The organism is Mesorhizobium sp. BR1-1-13, assembly GCF_020165515.1.
Classification (GTDB): Bacteria; Pseudomonadota; Alphaproteobacteria; order Rhizobiales; family Rhizobiaceae; genus Mesorhizobium.
The window spans coordinates 295,830-314,157 of the sequence record NZ_JAIUIH010000002.1; the positions used below are offsets into that span (position 1 = coordinate 295,830).

General features: G+C 62.5%; 20 protein-coding genes. 15 read left to right on the forward strand and 5 right to left on the reverse strand.

Annotated elements, in window-relative coordinates; genetic code table 11:
- The first annotated feature begins 197 nt into the window (after window positions 1–197).
- The 6 genes from LB533_RS05855 to LB533_RS05880 all read left to right on the forward strand — a co-directional run bounded on the left by LB533_RS05855 (window position 198) and on the right by LB533_RS05880 (window position 6,814).
- Window positions 198–995: a DUF427 domain-containing protein gene (locus LB533_RS05855; protein WP_224556894.1), complete on the forward strand. Its 798-nt coding sequence runs from the start codon at window positions 198–200 to the stop codon at window positions 993–995.
- 80 nt (window positions 996–1,075) lie between these two features.
- Entirely contained in the window at window positions 1,076–1,840 is a 765-nt protein-coding gene (locus LB533_RS05860) for an SDR family oxidoreductase (protein ID WP_140638592.1), read from the forward strand.
- A gap of 448 nt (window positions 1,841–2,288) precedes the next feature.
- Entirely contained in the window at window positions 2,289–3,263 is a 975-nt protein-coding gene (locus LB533_RS05865) for an ABC transporter substrate-binding protein (protein ID WP_140638591.1), read from the forward strand.
- 76 nt (window positions 3,264–3,339) lie between these two features.
- Window positions 3,340–4,425: a glycine betaine/L-proline ABC transporter ATP-binding protein gene (locus LB533_RS05870; RefSeq protein ID WP_224676858.1), complete on the forward strand. Its 1,086-nt coding sequence runs from the start codon at window positions 3,340–3,342 to the stop codon at window positions 4,423–4,425.
- The gene (locus LB533_RS05875) at window positions 4,422–6,404 is read left to right on the forward strand and encodes an ABC transporter permease (protein WP_224676859.1); all 1,983 of its coding nucleotides are present in this window, start codon (window positions 4,422–4,424) and stop codon (window positions 6,402–6,404) included. The genes LB533_RS05870 and LB533_RS05875 overlap by 4 nt, the downstream gene beginning before the upstream one ends.
- 32 nt (window positions 6,405–6,436) lie before the next feature.
- Window positions 6,437–6,814 (forward strand): GFA family protein, encoded by a 378-nt coding sequence (locus tag LB533_RS05880; protein ID WP_224676860.1) that lies wholly within the window; start codon window positions 6,437–6,439, stop codon window positions 6,812–6,814.
- 7 nt (window positions 6,815–6,821) lie between these two features.
- Here LB533_RS05880 and LB533_RS05885 read toward each other — a convergent pair whose 3' ends face one another.
- Window positions 6,822–8,180 (reverse strand): NAD(P)-binding domain-containing protein, encoded by a 1,359-nt coding sequence (locus tag LB533_RS05885; RefSeq protein ID WP_224676861.1) that lies wholly within the window; start codon window positions 8,178–8,180, stop codon window positions 6,822–6,824.
- Between the two features lie 258 nt (window positions 8,181–8,438).
- Here LB533_RS05885 and LB533_RS05890 point away from each other — a divergent pair, with 258 nt between their 5' ends.
- Window positions 8,439–9,161 (forward strand): helix-turn-helix domain-containing protein, encoded by a 723-nt coding sequence (locus LB533_RS05890; protein WP_140497887.1) that lies wholly within the window; start codon window positions 8,439–8,441, stop codon window positions 9,159–9,161.
- Window positions 9,162–9,211: 50 nt separating this feature from the next.
- On the opposite strand, the gene LB533_RS05895 is transcribed toward LB533_RS05890, so the two are convergent.
- From LB533_RS05895 to LB533_RS05910, 4 genes are read right to left on the reverse strand one after another with little or no spacing between them, the layout of a single operon-like run.
- Window positions 9,212–10,252 carry a heme-dependent oxidative N-demethylase family protein gene (locus tag LB533_RS05895; RefSeq protein WP_140638586.1) on the reverse strand — a complete coding sequence of 347 codons (1,041 nt, stop codon included), beginning with the start codon at window positions 10,250–10,252 and terminating at the stop codon, window positions 9,212–9,214.
- A gap of 9 nt (window positions 10,253–10,261) precedes the next feature.
- The gene (locus LB533_RS05900) at window positions 10,262–11,227 is read right to left on the reverse strand and encodes a PDR/VanB family oxidoreductase (RefSeq protein ID WP_140638585.1); all 966 of its coding nucleotides are present in this window, start codon (window positions 11,225–11,227) and stop codon (window positions 10,262–10,264) included.
- The gene (locus LB533_RS05905; protein ID WP_140638584.1) at window positions 11,224–11,820 is read right to left on the reverse strand and encodes a dimethylamine monooxygenase subunit DmmA family protein; all 597 of its coding nucleotides are present in this window, start codon (window positions 11,818–11,820) and stop codon (window positions 11,224–11,226) included. The genes LB533_RS05900 and LB533_RS05905 overlap by 4 nt, the downstream gene beginning before the upstream one ends.
- A gap of 40 nt (window positions 11,821–11,860) precedes the next feature.
- Window positions 11,861–12,994 (reverse strand): aminomethyltransferase family protein, encoded by a 1,134-nt coding sequence (locus LB533_RS05910; protein ID WP_140638583.1) that lies wholly within the window; start codon window positions 12,992–12,994, stop codon window positions 11,861–11,863.
- Window positions 12,995–13,277: 283 nt separating this feature from the next.
- Here LB533_RS05910 and LB533_RS05915 point away from each other — a divergent pair, with 283 nt between their 5' ends.
- From LB533_RS05915 to LB533_RS05950, 8 genes are all read left to right on the forward strand, one after another.
- Window positions 13,278–13,559 carry a hypothetical protein gene (locus LB533_RS05915; protein WP_140497875.1) on the forward strand — a complete coding sequence of 94 codons (282 nt, stop codon included), beginning with the start codon at window positions 13,278–13,280 and terminating at the stop codon, window positions 13,557–13,559.
- A 13-nt stretch (window positions 13,560–13,572) separates the two neighbouring features.
- Window positions 13,573–13,950, forward strand: a complete 378-nt coding sequence (locus tag LB533_RS05920; RefSeq protein ID WP_140497873.1) for a hypothetical protein — start codon at window positions 13,573–13,575, stop codon at window positions 13,948–13,950.
- Window positions 13,951–13,965: 15 nt separating this feature from the next.
- Window positions 13,966–14,127: a hypothetical protein gene (locus LB533_RS05925; protein WP_140638582.1), complete on the forward strand. Its 162-nt coding sequence runs from the start codon at window positions 13,966–13,968 to the stop codon at window positions 14,125–14,127.
- A gap of 14 nt (window positions 14,128–14,141) precedes the next feature.
- Window positions 14,142–15,545, forward strand: a complete 1,404-nt coding sequence (locus tag LB533_RS05930) for an APC family permease (protein ID WP_140638581.1) — start codon at window positions 14,142–14,144, stop codon at window positions 15,543–15,545.
- A gap of 43 nt (window positions 15,546–15,588) precedes the next feature.
- The gene (locus LB533_RS05935; RefSeq protein WP_181169301.1) at window positions 15,589–16,278 is read left to right on the forward strand and encodes a hypothetical protein; all 690 of its coding nucleotides are present in this window, start codon (window positions 15,589–15,591) and stop codon (window positions 16,276–16,278) included.
- Entirely contained in the window at window positions 16,275–16,604 is a 330-nt protein-coding gene (locus LB533_RS05940) for a hypothetical protein (RefSeq protein ID WP_140638580.1), read from the forward strand. The genes LB533_RS05935 and LB533_RS05940 overlap by 4 nt, the downstream gene beginning before the upstream one ends.
- 86 nt (window positions 16,605–16,690) lie before the next feature.
- Entirely contained in the window at window positions 16,691–17,587 is an 897-nt protein-coding gene (locus tag LB533_RS05945; protein ID WP_140638579.1) for a class II glutamine amidotransferase, read from the forward strand.
- Between the two features lie 4 nt (window positions 17,588–17,591).
- Window positions 17,592–18,323, forward strand: coding sequence for a GXGXG domain-containing protein (locus LB533_RS05950; protein ID WP_140551135.1), 732 nt, complete (start codon window positions 17,592–17,594; stop codon window positions 18,321–18,323).
- The last annotated feature ends 5 nt before the right edge of the window (window positions 18,324–18,328 follow it).

Sequence of the window (18,328 nt, forward strand, 5' to 3'; positions counted from 1 at the left end):
AGGGCTGCGAAGGGCGATGGGGGGCCATCGTTCGAGCCGCTCGACGCAGGAGAAGCCCGCCGCCCGGAAACCCACTCCGATATAATGACTCAATCCAGGTCCGTCTCGCTTTGCGCCAACACTCGATGACAAAAGAAAAGAAACGGGAGACTACCATTCGCAAGCCTCATTTGCGCGGCCGCGGGCCGCATTTTCCCTTGCTCGACACGATCGTGCAGTATGAGTTCGAGCCCGGCTACGTCGCCTTCACCATGCCGATGCAGAAGCGGCTGCGCGTGCAAGTGGGATCGATGATCGTCGCCGACACGACCAGGGCGCTGGTGTTCTACGAATCCGATCACCTGCCGGTCTACTATTTCCCGATGAGCGACGTGCGCGAGGAATTCCTGCTGCCGAGCAGGACGACGACGGAAGATCCGTTCAAGGGCCTGGCCACGCACTACTCGCTCAACACCGGCATCACGCTGGTCGAGGATGCCGCCTGGCGCTATCTCGACCCGGTCAAGGGCTGCCCGCCGATCGCGGACTATATGTCCTTCTACTGGCCCAAGATGACGCACTGGTATGAGGAGGACGAGGAGATCTTCGTCCACGCCCGCGACCCGTTCCGACGGGTCGACTGCCTGCCGTCCACACGGCGGGTGCAGGTCATCCTGGACGGCGAGCAGGTCGCCGATTCACGGCGCGGCGTGTTCCTGTTCGAGACCGGCCATCCGGTACGTCATTATCTGCCGATCTCCGACACGCGGCTCGATATGTTCGCGCCCAGCCGCTACATCTCGCGCTGCCCCTACAAGGGCATCTCCAACTACTATCACGTGACGACGGGCAAGAAGCGCCACGAGAACCTCGTCTGGTACTATCCCGAGCCGGTGCATGAGGCGGAGCGCATCAAGGGCCTGGTCTGCTTCCATCACGAACTGGTCGACAAGATCCTGGTCGACGGCGTCGAGATCCCGAAAGAAGCCACAGCCGCCTCCAACGGCTATTTCTAGCCGTGTCGCCATGCCCGGGCTGAAGGCTTGATCGTAACGCGGGACAGCGCATACCCTCCCTGAAGCAGGGAGGACTATCGATGGATCTTTTCAAGCTGGACGGCGATGTCGCGTTGGTTACCGGTGCCGGCAGCGGCATCGGCCAGGCAATCGCGATCGGATTGGCGCAGGCCGGCGCCGACGTCGCCTGTTTCGGCCATGCATCGAAGGGCGGGCTGGAGGAGACCGCACAGCGTATCACCGCGCTTGGGCGCAAGGCGCTGGTGCTGACGGGCACGGTGACGTCCGAGAGCGATCTCGCGGCGGCGACCGACCGCGTCGAGAGCGAACTCGGCGCCCTGACGATTGCCGTCAACAATGCCGGGATCGCCGGATCGGAGCCGGCCGAGACGATGCCCCTGGAGACGTGGCGGAAGGTGCACGAGGTCAATGTCGCCGGCGTATTCCTGTCCTGCCAGGCCGAAGCGCGCAAGATGCTGGCGCGGCGCAAGGGCTCGATCGTCAACATCGCCTCCATGTCGGGTACCATCGTCAATCGCGGGCTGACGCAGGCGCATTACAATTCCTCGAAGGCCGCCGTCATCCACATGTCGAAGAGCCTCGCCATGGAGTGGGCCGACCGCGGCCTGCGCGTCAACGTGGTCAGCCCGGGCTACACGCTGACGCCGATGAACAAGAGGCCGGAGGTGGCGGAGGAGATCAAGATCTTCAAGCGCGACACGCCGATGGGGCGCATGGCGACGCCCGAGGAAATGGTCGGGCCGACCGTGTTCCTGGCCAGCCGCGCGTCGAGCTTCGTCACCGGCGTCGACCTGATCGTCGATGGCGGCTATGTCTGCTGGTAAGGTGGCTCGGCAGGCGGTTGGGTGCGACCTCGCCTGGGGTCCGAATTATGCATCCAGCAAGCCTTAGTCGTTGCGCGCGATCAACGTTGGTATATATAATTTCATCTCATGAAACGGTCCTGGCGATGGGGCTTGCCGGGCCGATAGCCGAGGTCAGGGGACCTTGATGGCTCGCATTTTGCAGGGCGCCATAAGGCTGGCAGTCGACCCGCAGATGATCGCTGTCGCAGCGATGCGTCGGCAGCTATGACGCCGACCCTCTCAGCACCATTTCCGCAAATCAAAAACTCAGCACAATCCCGCCTGCGCCGGTTTTCGCCGGGCGATGGCGGAAACGGCCTTGCGCAACGGCAGGTCTTTCCAACACAATCAAGAAAAAACCCAACAAGGGCAGAAAGACGCAACAAGGGAACGAACGATAACCGTCACAGCTTGAAGGAGAACAAGCATGTCATTTCGGAGCAGAGTTTCTAAACTGTCCATGGGCGCCGCCGCGCTCGCGGCACTAAGCCTGCCAACGCTTTCCGCCCACGCCGCAGCTCCTGAATCCAACGACCCCATCAAGATCGCGCTGTTCGACTGGACCAGCGTCAATCTCAACGCCAAGATTCTCGGCGGCATTCTCGAAAAGCTCGGCTACACCGTCGAATATCCGACCGCCGATTACCTCTCCAGCCTGACCACCGGTCTCACCAATGGCGACCTCGATGTCGGCCTGGAATTCTGGGACACGACCGCCGGCGAGGCGATGAAGGCTTCCGATGCCACCGGCCAGACCGAACGCCTCGGCAAGCTCGGCCCCAAGGCCAAGGAAGAGTGGTGGTTCCCCGAATATATGAAAGAGAAATGCCCGGGCCTACCCAATTGGGAAGCGCTGAAAGATCCGAAATGCGCCGAGGCCTTTTCGACGGCCGAGACGGCGCCCAAGGGTCGTTATCTCGGCGGTCCGGTGACCTGGGAGGGTTTTGACGACGAGCGCGTCGAGGCACTCAAATTGCCATTCACCGTCATCCACGCCGGCACCGACGCGGCGATGTTCGCGGAGCTGGATTCTGCCTACCAGCGCAAGGCGCCGATCATGCTGTGGATCTATTCGCCGCATTGGGCGCCGGCCAAATACAAGGGCGAGTGGGTCGAATTCCCCGAATACACGCCCGAATGCTACAGCGACCCGAAATGGGGCACGAATCCCGATGCCAAATATGATTGCGGCAAGCCGCATGGCGAGATCTGGAAATATGCCTGGAACGGCATGAAGGACAAATGGCCCGTCGCCTACAAGGTGGCCAAGGCCTACACGGTCGACACCGACGAGCTCAACAAGATGAGCGGCGAGATCGACCTCGGCGGCAAGACGCCGGAGGACGTGGCCGCCGCCTGGATCGCCGCCCACGAAGCCGACTGGAAAGCCTGGGCACAGTGATCGCTCCGACTGGAGAATGAGACCCGGCCGTCGATCGGCCGGGCCTCAATCGTCGATAGTCCAGAAGGACGCTTGAATGCCTGACAAGACCGAACAGGGATCGAACGCTGCGGGCGCGCCAAAGGATGCCCGCCCGATAAAGCTGGCTTGCCGCAATGTCTGGAAACTGTTCGGTTCGAACGCGGCCAGCTTCATCCGCGAGCGCGACGGCAAGGCCAGCATGGCCGATGTCGCCGCTGCCGGACTGGTCGGGGCGGTACGCGGCGTCGACCTCGAAATCCGCCAGGGCGAGATATTCACCATCATGGGGCTCTCGGGGTCGGGCAAGTCGACCCTGGTGCGCTGCATGTCGAGGCTGGTCGAGCCGACGCACGGCAAGGTCGAGTTCGAGGGCAAGGACCTGCTCAAGATCTCGGATGCAGCGCTCATCGAACTCAGGCGCCACCGCATGGGCATGGTGTTCCAGAATTTCGCGCTGCTGCCGCATCTCAACGTGCTGGACAACATCGCCTTTCCGCTCACCATCCAGGGACAGGACCGTGCGACGCGCGAAGCACGCGCCCGCGACGTGATCGAGCTTGTCGGCCTGCGCGGCCGCGAGCATTTCTATCCGCGCGAGTTGTCCGGCGGCCAGCAGCAGCGTGTCGGCATCGCCCGCAGTCTGGCGACCAAGCCGGAGATCTGGTTCCTCGACGAGCCGTTCTCGGCGCTCGACCCGCTGATCCGCCGCGAGATGCAGGACGAGTTGATGCGGCTGCAGACGATGCTGCACAAGACCATCGTCTTCATCACCCATGATTTCGACGAGGCGATAAGGCTGGCCGACCGAATCGCCATCATGAAGGATGGCGAAGTCATCCAGATCGGCACGCCGGAGGAACTGGTGGTCGATCCGGCGACCGACTATGTCGCCGAGTTCACCCGCGACGTCGACCGCGCCAAGGTGATCTCGGCGAAGAGCCTGATGCGCGCCTGCGACGGCGCCGAGCATGGCGGCACGGTGGCGCCGGAGGCCAAGATTGCCAGCTTCTCGGCCAGCATCGTCGCGGCCGGCAGACCGTTCGCGGTGGTCAACGGCAGCGGCAAGCCGATCGGCGAGGTGACGCCGCAAGCGGTGATCGACCTGCTCGCCGGCATCGAGCGGTTAGGAGCCGGTGCATGACAGTAACGGCAAGCGCCAGTGAGACGAGGCTAGGACCGGCGCAGACCTGGCTGCTGGTCTGGGCCGCAGCGCTTGCCGTGGTGCTGGTCGTGTTCCTGCTCCAGGACAGTTTCCCCTGGGCCGTCAATTATCCGGCCGAGGCGATCGTGCCGGTCGCCGACTGGGTCAGCGCCCTGATGCGCTGGATAAAGATAAACCTGTCATGGCTGACGCGGTCGATCACCGCCGTGCTCGGCGTGCCGCTCGATTTCGCGCTCGACCTTCTGGCGAAGGATTTCAAGATCGGCCACGGTGCCGACGCCTATGTGCTGCCGCGCCTGTCCTGGATCGGCGTCTGCGCGGCGGCCTTTGTCGCCGGGCATGCCGCTGGCGGCCGCAAGCTCGGCATGCTGGTCGGCGGCTGTTTTCTCTACATCGCGCTGTTCGGCCAATGGACCAGCGCCATGCTGACGCTGGCGCTGATTTCCATCGCCGTGCCGTTCTGCATCGCCACGGGATTGTTCGTCGGCATCTGGGCCTGGCGCAAGCCTTGGGCGGAAAGGCTGATCGTCTCCCCTGCCCTCGATCTGATGCAGACGATCCCAACTTTCGCCTATCTCATCCCGATGCTGCTCCTGTTCGGCAACAGCCCGGTTTCGGCGATGATCGCCACCGCCATCTTCGCCACGCCGCCAATGGTGCGGGCAACGATGCTCGGCCTGTCGCGGGTGCCGTCGGAGATCGACGATTTCAGCGAGATGGCCGGCTGCACGGCGCGGCAGAAACTGTGGCGCGTGCTGTTGCCGTCGGCGCGGCCGACGCTGATGGTCGGGGTCAACCAGGTGATCATGCTGGCGCTGAACATGGTCATCATCGCCTCGATGATCGGGGCCGGCGGGCTGGGCTATGACGTGTTGCTGGCGCTGCGTGCGCTGAAGGTCGGCGAAGCCATGGAAGCGGGGCTGGCCATCGTGGCGCTGGCCATCGCGCTCGACCGGCTGAGCCAGGCCATCGCCGCCAATCATGCAAAAGGTCACGTCCACCGGCAAGTCCAGCCTGCCTTCTGGCGGCGCTATCCCAATCTGACGCTGGCTATCGCCATCCTGATCGTCACCTCGCTGCTTGGCCTCTTCGTGCCGGCTTTCGCGGCCGTGCCGAAGGCGGTCACCTTCACCACCGCGCCCTTGTGGAAAGCGGCGGTGAACTGGGTGACGATCAATTTCTTCGACACGATCGAGGCGTTCCGCGTGGCGCTGATCCTCAACGTGCTGAACCCGGTGCGCGCCTTCTGCGAGGGCTTTCCGTGGCTAGGCGCGGTGTTCCTGCTCGGCCTTGCCGGCTATCAGCTTTCCGGCCTGCGCCTGGCCGCTCTGGTGGCAGTGCTGACCGCCTTCTGCGCCGTCACCGGGCTCTGGGAAAAGACCATGGCGACCGTCTATCTCTGCGGCATCTCGGCTTTCGTCGCTTGCCTGATCGGGATTCCGATCGGCCTGATGGCTGCGCGCAGCGACCGCTTCGAGAAGGTGATCACGCCCGTCATCGATACGCTGCAGGTGCTGCCCTCCTTCTGCTTCATCATTCCGGTGGTGATGCTTTTCCGCGTCGGCGACGTCACCGCGATGATCGCAACGATCGCCTTCGCCGTGGTGCCGGCGATCCGCTACACCAATCACGGTATCAGGCAGGTGCCGCCGGCGCTGATCGAGGCGGCCAAGGTTTCAGGCTGCACGCCGCGCCAGACTTTCTTTCGCGTGCAGTTGCCGCTCGCGCTGCCCGAGATCATGCTGGGCGTCAACCAGACCATCCTGATGGCGTTGGCGATGATCATCATCTGCGCCATGGTCGGCACCCGTGATCTCGGCCAGGAGGTGTTCATCGCGCTGTCAAAAGCCGATTCCGGCCGCGGCATCGTGGCAGGGCTCGCCATCGCCTTCATCGGCATCGTCGCCGACCGGCTGTTCAATGCCTGGACGGCCAAGGCACGGGCGAGGCTGGGTTAGCTCAAGCGGCGAACTTATCAAGGGAGGAAGACATGACCAGCAGGATTGCACGCTGCACCTGTGGCCAATTGCAGGTCCGCTGTCCCCAACAGCCGGCCAAAATATCGCTTTGCCACTGCCTGGACTGCCAGCGGCGCACCGGCAGTCCGTTCGGGATAGCGGCTTTCTTCGATGCCGAGGCGATCGACATCGACGGCTCATCCCAGACATTCCGGCGCAATTCCGACAGCGGCTTTCCCGTCACTTTCCACTTCTGCGGAAACTGCGGCTCGACGGTGTTCTGGTATCCGTCGCGCAAACCGGAGGCGGTCGCTGTCGCGGTCGGCTGTTTTGCCGATCCCTCATTCCCTGCGCCGACACAAGCCGTCTATGGCGAAAGCCGCCACGACTGGGTCGTGTTGCCGGCCTGACGGCAAGCTACTCCGCAGCGACGCCCTTCACTTCCAGATAGCTCTCCATCGAATCGTCCAGCGCCTGCAGCCAGGGCGTATGGTGCAGCGGCGCCATGGTGCCGGTCATCAACGAACGGTAGGAATGGTCGCGGAAGCTCATAATGTCTTCCACCTTGTGATGTTCCCATTCCATGAAGGTCTGGTTGACTGCCTCGACGTCGAAGCCGGGATAGTCGGTCTGGTCCATCAGTTCCTTGGTGTAGTCGCCCTGGAACCAGATCATCTGCTCGGCGTCTTCCAGCGTCTCCTCGCGCGTCCGCCATCTGGCGCCGTGCTCGGCCATTGCCTGTGCGGACGGCAGCTTGATGCGGCCCATGATGACGTCACGCGCGTACCAGGCCTGCGCGTCGAACATGTTGAAGGTGTAGAACTGGTCCTGCATGCCGATGTAGAACAATTTCGGGTTCTTCTCCCAGACGACACCCTCATAGAGATCGAGCGGCCACATGCGGTTGGCGGTCTTCAGCTTGAGATCGTCGGTGAGGAACGGGAACGAATGGAGATAGCCGGTGCACAGGATGATGGCGTCGACATCCTTGGTCGAGCCATCCTTGAAGTGTGCCGTCTTGCCGACGACCTTCTGCAAGAGCGGCACCTCCTTCCAGTTCTCGGGCCATTTGAAGCCCATCGGCTTGGAGCGGTAGCTGGAGGTGATCGACTTCGCGCCGTATTTGTAGCATTGCGAGCCGATGTCCTCGGCCGAGTAGGAGCGGCCGATGATCAGGATGTCCTTGCCCTTGAATTCCATCGCGTCGCGGAAATCATGGCTGTGCAGGATGCGGCCGTTGAAGGTGGAAAAACCCTCGAAATAGGGAACGTTGGGCACCGAGAAATGCCCGGAGGCGACGACGACATTGTCGAACTCTTCCGAATAGGTGACGTCGTTGGTGCGGTCATGCGCGGTGACGGTGAATTTCTTCGTCTCGTCCGAGAAGGTCACCATGCGCACCGGACTGTTGAAGCGCACCCATTTGCGCACGCCTGATTTTTCGACGCGGCCCTTGATGTAGTCCCACAGCACGGCGCGCGGGGGATAGGAGCCGATCGGCCGGCCGAAATGTTCCTCGAACGTGTAGTCGGCGAATTCCAGGCATTCCTTCGGCCCGTTCGACCAGAGGTAGCGATACATCGAGCCGTGCACGGGATCGCCATGTTCGTCGAGGCCGGTGCGCCAGGTATAGTTCCACAAGCCACCCCAGTCTGACTGCTTCTCGAAGCAGACGATCTCGGGAATGTCTGCCCCTTTGTCGGCCGCCGACTTGAAGGCCCTGAGCTGTGCCAGGCCGGACGGTCCGGCCCCGATGACGGCAACGCGAGTGTTCATTTCCGGGCCTCCATTTTTTGATTTCCCCAGCGAAACAAATTTCACTGCCAGTGACAGTAATTGGCCCTCCGGCACTGTCAACAGCCATCTGTGGGAACGGCGTTTGCGCAAGGCGGATTCCTGGCGAAGAACCCGCATTGACCGAAATCGCGGGATGGCGCATGCGACATAAGACGGCTTGCCGACGCGGCTGCGCTCATGTATCGCCACCGGATATGTTCACCTTGAGTGAAATAAATCGCGGAGTCCGGGGGCGACATGGCGAAAAACGCTTCAAATCCAAAGGCCGGTGCTGGAGCCGGCGGCGCAAAGGCAAAGCCGCTGCCAAAGGTCTCGGTGGACGGGAAGACCATCCGCGCGCCGCTAACCCAGAACCCGCACGCCATCCGCGACACGCGTGAAAAGGTGCTGGAAGTGGCGATCGGCCGCGAGGTGCGCGCGTTCCGCAAGAAGCTCGGCATCACCGTCGCCGATCTGGCGGTCGCTACCGACATTTCGCTGGGCATGCTGTCGAAGATCGAGAACGGCATCACCTCGCCGTCGCTGACCACCTTGCAGGCGCTGTCGCGGGCGCTGGGTGTTCCCGTCACCGCCTTCTTCCGCCGCTTCGAAGAGGAGCGCAGCGCCGTTTTCGTCAAAGCTGGCGAAGGGTTGGACGTCGAGCGCCGCGGCACGCGCGCCGGCCACCAGTACAATCTGCTTGGCCACATCGGCTCAAACACCAGCGGCGTCGTCGTCGAGCCCTATCTGATCACGCTGACCGAGGATTCGGACGTGTTCCCGACCTTCCAGCACGAGGGCATGGAGTTTCTCTATATGCTGGAGGGCGAAGTCGTTTACCGGCACGGCAGCAATCTCTATCCGATGAAGCCCGGCGACAGCCTGTTCTTCGACGCCGACGCCCCGCACGGGCCGGAGCAGCTGACGAAACTACCCATGCGCTATTTGTCGATCATCTGCTATCCGCAGAGCGCTGGCTAAGGGCCAATCTCCCCCACGGGAGAAGATCGGCAGCTTCGCGGGCGGTGCCTTCAGTCCGGCCCAAACCCCGGTGACGTCGCACTTCCATCATCCAACTTCGACAGCCACTCGACCAGTGTCGGGCGGTAGCGTGTCAGCCCCTTGTAGGTGGCAAGCTCCTCGGGCAGGTCGCGGATGACGCGGTGCAGGCGGCGGGCCCATTTCGGTTGCGTCACCAGCTCGTCCATCTTGATCAAGTAGCAGCGGATCGGGAAGACGATGGCGTTGGAGCGTGGCAGGCGCCAGAAGCTCTGCAACTCGACGCGCAGATGCACCTTGTCGCCGACATTGTCGGGCGTCACCGTCGCGCGGTCCGGACCCCATTTGTGATAATTCTCGGGGCTGGTGTCGAGGCGCGGATTGATGGTCATCGTCCAGTTCAGGCGACGCGCCGGCTTGCCCTGCTGGATGTTGGTGAGGAACTTCAGCGCCCTGACGAAAATCCCCTTCTCATGCGCCAACGGCACCGGCGCGTGCCACTCGAAGAAGTTCATGCCGATGTCGAAGTCGAGCGACCAGTCGGCCTGGGTGGTGACCATCCCGGCATCCATCCAAAGATTGCCGTCGCGCTGGTCGAGGATGCAGAAATCGCCCTGGCTCTGGCGGGTGATGTATTCCATCGGCCCGTAAGGCAAAGTCGAGGTGTCGCCGAAGGTGAAGGTGTCGTCGATGCCGAGCGGCCGGTTGATCCAGCGCCAACGATCGCCGTCTCGGGTCAGCGTGAAATGCTCGGGATAGCCCAGCGCCTGCTGCTCCATCAGAAGTTCGAGCAGGTCCCAGCCGGCAAGCGTCATGTGCGGTAGCGACTGGCAACGCAGCGGATCCTCGGCCAGGACCAGAGCACGGTCCTGCATCTCGGCGACATAGTGCTCGTCGACGTCGATCAGGTTTTCCAGCACGCTGCCTTTCGGACCAACGACATGCGGCTCGATGTTGACCGCATACATGTAGCTGTCTTCATGGAACGGAAACGGGAAGCGCCTGATGTGCTCAGGGCTGTTCCTGAAGGTGAAGTCGTCGCGGAATGTTTCCTTGCGAAAGGTGATGCCCAAGCTCGCCTCCTATCTTTCCAAGACCAGCGATTTGCCTTCGAAGCGCGACACGCAGGGCATGATCTTGCAGCCGGAACGGTGGTCTTCCTCGCTTAGCCAGTGATCGTTGTGGACGAACTTGCCGTCGGACGAGATGACGTTGGTCTCGCACTGACCGCAGACCCCGCCGCGGCAAAGATAGGGTGGATCGACGCCGGCCGCCTCGATCGCCTCGAGCAGGCTCTGCTGCTCGCCGACGCGGATGGTCTTGCCGCTGATGGCCAGCGTCACGTCGAAAGGCAATCCCGGCTGTGGCGCCGCGAAATGCTCGAAATGCACGGTCTCCGGTGGCCAGCCGAGCGCGGCTGCGCGCTCGCGCACCCAGCCGATCATGCCGGCCGGACCGCAGACATAGAGATGCGTGCCGAGCGGCTGCGACGATAGCAGCCGGTCGAGATCGACCCGTTCCCCACGATCGTCGTGATAGAGCCGGACCCGGCGGCCGTAGCGCTGTTGCAGCACATCGGCATAGGTACCGAGCGACGCCGTGCGGCAGGTGTAGTGCAGTTCGAAATTGCCGCCCTCGCCCGCCAACTGCGCGGTCTGGGCCATGAAGGGCGTGATGCCGATGCCGCCGGCCAGCATCAAATGTTTCTTGGCCCTGAGATCGAGCGAGAACAGATTGACGGGATAGGAGATCACCATCTCCAGCCCGGGCCTGACGGATCTGTGCATGAACAGCGAGCCGCCCCGGCCGACATCGTCGCGGCGTATCGAGATCGTGTATTCGCGCGTGTCGAGCGGCGAGCCCATCAGCGAATAGGGATTGAGCCTTGTGCGGTCGCCGTCGCGCATCTCGACCACGACATGGGCGCCGCCTGAAAAGGTCGGCAACAGCTCGCCGTCACGGCGGCGGAAATGAAAGCGGGTGACCAGTTCGTTGACCGGGACGACATCGCTGACGACGACGTCGAGCTTGGTGGTGCCGGTGCTCATCGGAAGACCTCCTCGACCGGAGGAATTTCGCTGCGGTCCTCGGCATTGATGCAGACGCCCTGGAACGCCGCCAGCCGCCGCGAATAGTGGTCGCGCACCAGAAGCAGCAGGCCGCAATGCGAGCAGGTGGCGGGTTGCGTCGTTACATTCTCGGTGATGCCCTTGCAATGCACGCACTGCACGCGGCGCGCCAGCGAGCCGCGATGTTCGGTCTGGATCGCGGTGTGGTCGATGCCGGCTTCGAGCGCCACCTGCATGGCCTGGCCGATCAGCCCTTCGGTACCGGCGAGATAGAGGCGCAGGCCCATATGCGCGTTATCAAGCGTCTGTTTCAGCCGCGGCAGCAGGCTGGCGAAGGACGGCGCCTGGTGGAAGCGCGCCGGTTTCAGCGCTTCGAGAGCGGCGACATGCCTGTCGTCCGACCCGGGAATGAAGACGATCTCGGCACCGCCGAAGAACCCGTCTGGAGCCGTCTTGGCCATGTCCGCTATCGCGAGCGCACCCTCGGCATCGGCGATGAAAAGATGGTGCTTGCCGGGCTGCGGAGACAAGGTTCCGTAGACGGGCCGGCTGATGATCGACTTGGCTGCCATTCTCTGCTTCGTGCCTCGAACCCTCGCCTTCGACTATGCCTCAGCCTTTCGCCGTGCGCTTGGTCTTCTTTGGGTCATCGAACGGCAATGGCTGCGCCGTCGCCTTGATCGATCCGCTCCTGTTGCGGATCTCGAGCCTTGTGTCCTTGACGGCGCAGTCGACGTCGAGGCGAGCGATGCCCATCGATTTCTCGACCAGCGGCGAATACATGGCGCAGGTGACGACGCCGACTTTCTTCCCATCGCGATAGACCGGGGCGCCCTCGTCGGCTGGCTCCTTGCCGTCCAGCAACACGCCATAGATCTTGAAGCGCTCCTTGCCCTTGAGACGGTAGTGCTCCTCGGCGCCGCGAAAGCCGGTCTTGCCCGGGCTGACGGTGAAGTCGAGGCCGAGTTCCCACAGCGTGTCGCCGGGGCCTTCATTCTCGAACGGATATTTCTGCGAGTTGTCGTAGGGATAGAACAGGAGATAGCTCTCGACGCGCAGCATGTCGAGCGTGGTGAAGCGGCACGGGATGATGCCGGCGCTCTTGCCCTCGTCGAGGATCCTGTCCCAGATCGTGCCGGCATCCTGGCCGCGGCAGAAGATCTCGTAACCGCGCTCGCCGGTATAGCCGGTGCGCGAGATCATCACCGGAAAACCGAAGAGCTGCGTCTGCATGTGATGGAAATAGTTGAGGTCGCGAATGCCCGGCACGTGCCTGGCAAGATAGTCGACCGCCACCGGCCCCTGCAGCGAAAGGTCATGCAGATTGTCGTCGAAGCGCAGCGACACGTCCCTGCCCATCGCCGCCCGCTGCAGCTCTTCATGGCCGGTTCCCGAACCGTGCACCACCATCCAGCTATTCGGCCCGGTGCGGTAGAGGATGCAGTCGTCGGTGAACTTTCCCGCCTCGTTGAGCATGCAGGCATAGGCAGACTTGCCGGGATAGATTTTTTCGACATCGCGCGTGGTGGCGAGATCGATGAGGTGCGAGGCGTGCGGGCCTGTGATGTGGACCTTCTTCAGGCCCGAGACATCCATCAGCCCGGCCTTGGTGCGGATGGCGATGTATTCCTCGTCGGCGTCCTTGTCGTAGGTCCAGGCGGTGCCCATGCCGCTCCAGTCTTCGAGTTTCGAACCCAGCGCGCGATGGCGATCCGCCAGGGTTGAAAATCTCCAGGATGCCGTCATCCGATCCTCCGTCCGATATTTTGATTATGTTCCCTGCTCCTGTGCGCGCGGGCTGGAGCTTTGAGCGAATATTGATCGCAAACGCGGGAGGCCTGCAATCCCCTGAAAGCAAATAATTTCATTGTCAGGCAAAATTCGTCATCCGAACAAGGCGGTTAACTCTGCGTAAATTCGTCTTGACAATTTCCGAATTCGGTCTGAATTTATGAAAAAAATTTCACTCTCTTGAAAGAGAACGACGGACGGTGGATTCGGAACCGGACGTCGAAAAAGGGGAAAACCGATGTCAGACCTGCAGCAGCGCATCGAGGCGCTGTACCGTTCCGACTTGCGCGGATCCGCGCTCCTGATCATCTGCCTGTGGGCGACGATCCTCTTCGTCCTCTTCATGACATGGCCCCATATCCCGCATGACGGCATCAAGGCCGTCGTCGCGATTGCCGCCGCCGCGGTGCTGATCTTCAACACGGCGGCGATCCTGGCCATGGTCAACCACTACAAGGAGGACAAGGAGTTCATCTACGGGCTCGACATCAAGAACTACGACCGCAACCGCAAATCCTGAGGGGGAGAGAAGCATGTCCCGCTACACGCCGCCGCAACAGAGCAAGGCCGGGCAGGTCTTCGATATCGCCGTCGTCGTGGTCGCCATCTTCGTGGCGCTGTGGCTGCCGCTGAAACTGGGATTGGCGGGAGCTGCCAAGTCCATCGATGCGCTCGACGCCAAGACCTGGGAGGCGCTCGGCCAGAACCCGACCATGGCGTCGATCTGGGAAAGGCTCGGCTATACGCCCGAGACCGCGCACGACATCATCCAGAACCGTTTCCACTACATCATCGACTGGCCGACGCTTGTTGTCATGGCAGCCGTGCTGATCGGTTATTTCGTGTTCCTGTTCCGGGCATCCGACCGTGAATATCGCGACGTCATCAACGAGAAGTTCGACGAGAAATAGTCCGAGGACAAGACCATGTGGATAGCGCTCTCTTACGCATGCTGGGGCATCTCGATCGTGCTTGCGCTGTGGATGCTCTACGATTGGTTCAAGGTCGATACGACCTACTCCGAGGATGTGCTGACGTCCTCGCGCGAAGGCGAACTTGAAGCCGTTTCCGAAAAACACCGGATCTGAGTGGGGATTGATCGATGACGGTCGTGGTTGAAACTGCGGGTTCGGCAACAAATGGCGACAGGGTCTCGCTGCTTCGGGTGCTTGGCCCGGCCCATGTCTGGGCGTTGGGTGTGGGCATCGTCCTGGTCGGCGAGTTCACCGGCTGGAATTTCTCCGCCGACAAGGGCGGCGCGCTTGCCGCGCTGATCGTCTGCTGGATCGTCGGGCTGCTCTATACCTCGGTCGCCATGATCGATTCCGAAGTGACGTCGACGGTCGCCGCCGCGGGCGGCCAATATGCGCAGGCCAAGCACATCGTCGGGCCGCTGATGGCCTTCAACGTCGCGCTGTTCCTGGTCTTTGCCTACACCATGCTCGAAGTGTCGGACGCCATCCTGCTCGGCGACACGATCGTCGCCAAGGCGGGCGTCGAGGGCCTCACCCACAACTCCTTCATCGCCGCCACCATCGTTGTCCTGGCATGGCTCAACTATCGCGGCGTGCTGATGACGCTCAACGTCAACTTCGTCATCACCGCGATCGCCTATATCTCTATCGTCATCCTGTTCTTCTCGGTCAGCCCGTGGACGCAAGGCGCGGTGCTGAAGCTCAACGAGTTGGTTACCCCGGACAATGCGCTGCCCTATGGCTGGATCGGCGTCATCGCCGCTTTCCAGTTCGGCATCTGGTACTATCTCGGCATCGAGGGCACCACGCAGGCGGCCGAGGAAGTGCGCTCGCCCGCGCGCTCGCTACCTTATGGCACGATGGCCGGCATGATCACGCTTCTGATCGCCGCCGCCATGACCTGGTATGTCTGCGCCTCGCTGATGCCCTGGGAATATCTCGGCATCACCTATTATCCGCTGTGGGACGCCGGCAAGCTGACCGGCAGCCCGCTGCTGGAAAACCTGCTGTTCATCGCCACGCTGCTTGCCGCACTGGCGTCCGCCAATGGCTGCATCAACGACGCGGCGCGCGCCTGGTTCTCGCTCGGGCGCGATCGCTACCTGCCGAGCTGGTTCTCGGCGGTGCACCCGAGATACCGCACACCCTACCGCTCGATCCTGTTCCTGCTGCCGATCGCGCTCGCCTTCGCCTTCATCGCCGACCTCAACCAGGCGATTACCTTCTCGATCCTGTCTGGCGTGCTGCAATATACGTTCATGAGCATCAACATCATGATGTTCCGGAAGAAGTGGCCGCTGGGCTCCATCCGCCGCGGCTACACGCATCCCTTCCACCCGCTGCCGGCGATCGTCTTGTTCTGCCTGTGCGTGGTGACCTTCTTCGCCATCTTCCTCGGCTTCGGCTCGCAGCTCATCGCCATGGTCGCGTTCTATTTCCTGATCTCGCTGTGGTTCCATTTCTACCGCTACAAATTCGTGCGGCGCGGCGACCAGTTCACCATGCCGTGGCCGAAACCGCAGGGCTATTGATGGGAGTAGGCCCGTCCAAAGTGGGCGGGCCTGGCATGACGAAATGTCCGAGGTGACGTCAGCACTGCTTGCCGGGGCGGCTGTCCTGGCTCTCGTCCTGCACTTTGCCTGGCTGGCACGCCGCAGCCGCAACAGGGCTGCCGTGGCGCGCGCCGCCGACCAGGCCAGCATCCGCGCCGTCATTGCCGACGCAGAAGATGTCTCGGACGGTACTGCCGGCGTCATTACGTGGGAAGGCTCGTGGAAGGGCCAGCGCGTGCAGTTGCGCACCATCGTCGACACGCTGGCGACGAGAAAGCTGCCGGCGCGCTGGCTCAGCGTATCGATAACGGAGAAAACAGCCGTGCCCGGCACCTTCGACATGATGATGCGGCCGGGCTCGCCGACGACATTCTCCAATTTCGACCATCTCGACCACACCCTGCCGAAGGCGCCCGGCTTTCCCGCCGAGGCGGTGCTTCGAACGGACCGCAGAGGCGTGCGCTTCCCGCAAACCATCATCGCCGACCATCTGGAACCCTTTTCAGAAGGACGCGCCAAGGAGCTTCTGATCACGCCAAAAGGCGTGCGTATCGTCTGGCTGCTGGCCGAAGCCGAGCGGGCCCGCTACGGTGTCTTCCGGCAAGCCGCTTTCGGTGACGCGCAAATCGACCCGGCGCTGATCTCGCGGCTGCTCGTATCCCTTTCGGGACTGCGCGACGCGATCAACAGGAACGAACGGAAAGCGGCATGATCGGCGCAACCCCCTCTCCCGGACCTACCAGCCCATATATCGTCCTGGGCGCGGCAACCCTGCTGCCGGGCAGCGGACACGTCATGCTTGGCGTTCCGACGCGCGGCCTGCAGTTTCTTTTCTTCATGGTCATCCTGGCCTGGGTGACGGCGAAAATCGCGCCCCCCGACGCCAGTTTTATCGGCCGCCACGCCGGCGGCTTCCTGATCTATGCGCTGTCGATCCTCGACGCCTACAAGATGGCACGCATCCGGACCGCCAAATGGACCCATTCCATGCGCCGGCAAGGCGATGGGCCGCCGGAGGGGACAAAACACGACGCGTAACCAGAGGAATATTTTTTTCATACCAATTGAATTCCCCGAACTCATTCGATACATCATTTTTAGCTACAAAGGGTCTGGAGGCTGGCATGTGCGGAATCGTTGGACTTTTCCTGAAGGACAAGGCGCTGGAGCCGCAGCTCGGTGCGATGTTGTCGCAGATGCTGGTATCGCTCAGCGATCGCGGCCCCGACAGCGCCGGCATCGCGATCTATGGCGCGCCGTCCGGCAACGAGGCCAAGATCACCATCCAGTCGCCGAAGCCGGAGCGTGATTTCCGTGGACTGGACGCCGAACTCACCAAGGCGCTCGGCGCGCCGGTGGGCGTCACGGTAAAATCGACGCATGCCGTCATCAGGACCACGCCCGAAAAGGTCGATGCGGCGCGTGAGACCATCCAGTCGCTCAGGCCCGACATCCGCATCATGGGCGCCGGCGAAGCCGTGGAAATATACAAGGAAGTCGGCTTGCCCGAGGCTGTGGTCGACCGCTTCGACATCCGCGCGATGACCGGAACGCATGGCATCGGGCACACCCGCATGGCGACGGAATCGGCGGTGACGACGATGGGCGCGCATCCGTTCTCGACCGGCGCCGACCAGTGCCTGGTGCACAATGGCTCGCTCTCCAACCACAACAACGTTCGCCGCGAACTGGTCCGCGAAGGCATGACGTTCGAGACCGAGAACGACACCGAGGTGGCGGCCGCCTATCTCTCCTCCCAGATGGCGCATGGCAAGAACCTCGGCGAAGCGCTGGAAGGCACCCTCTCCGATCTCGACGGCTTCTTCACCTTCGTCGTCGGCACCAAGAACGGCTTCGGCGTGGTGCGCGACCCGATCGCCTGCAAGCCCGCCGTCATGGCCGAGACCGACCAGTATGTCGCCTTCGGCTCGGAATATCGCGCGCTGACCAAGCTGCCCGGCATAGACAATGCGAGGGTCTGGGAACCGGAACCCGCAACCGTCTATTTCTGGGAGCATTGAGTTCATGCCGGCAACGAAACTTTCAACCGCGGCGGCAAGCGACCATGCCTCCCGGGTGTTCGACCTGGACCAGATGTCGCTGCGCGAGCTCAACCAGGCACTGCACAATCTGACGCCAGGCTCGAACGAGACCGCCTGGGAAGTGTTGAACCCGAAGGGCAGCCATTCGGTCGCCGTCGGCGTCGACCAGCCGGTCAGCATCGATGTGCGCGGCAGCGTCGGCTATTACTGTGGCGGCATGAATTCCGGCAGTGCCATCACCGTGCATGGTTCGGCGGGACCCGGCGTCGGCGAAAACATGATGTCGGGCTCGATAACAGTCAAAGGCGACGCCAGCCAGTATGCCGGCGCCACCGGCAAAGGCGGGCTGCTCGTCATCGAGGGCAATGCGTCCTCGCGCTGCGGCATTTCGATGAAAGGCATCGACATCGTCGTGCACGGCAATATCGGCCATATGTCGGCCTTCATGGCGCAGTCCGGCAATCTGGTGGTGCTGGGCGATGCCGGCGACGCGCTCGGCGATTCCATCTACGAGGCACGGCTGTTCGTGCGCGGCAAGGTCGACAGCCTGGGCGCCGACTGCATCGCCAAGGAAATGCGGCCCGAACACCTCGAACTCCTGCAAGGCCTGCTCGATCGCGCCGGCGTCACCGGCGTCAAGCCGTCTGAATTCAAGCGCTACGGCTCGGCCCGCACGCTCTACAATTTCAATATCGACAACGCCGACGCGTATTGAGGCAG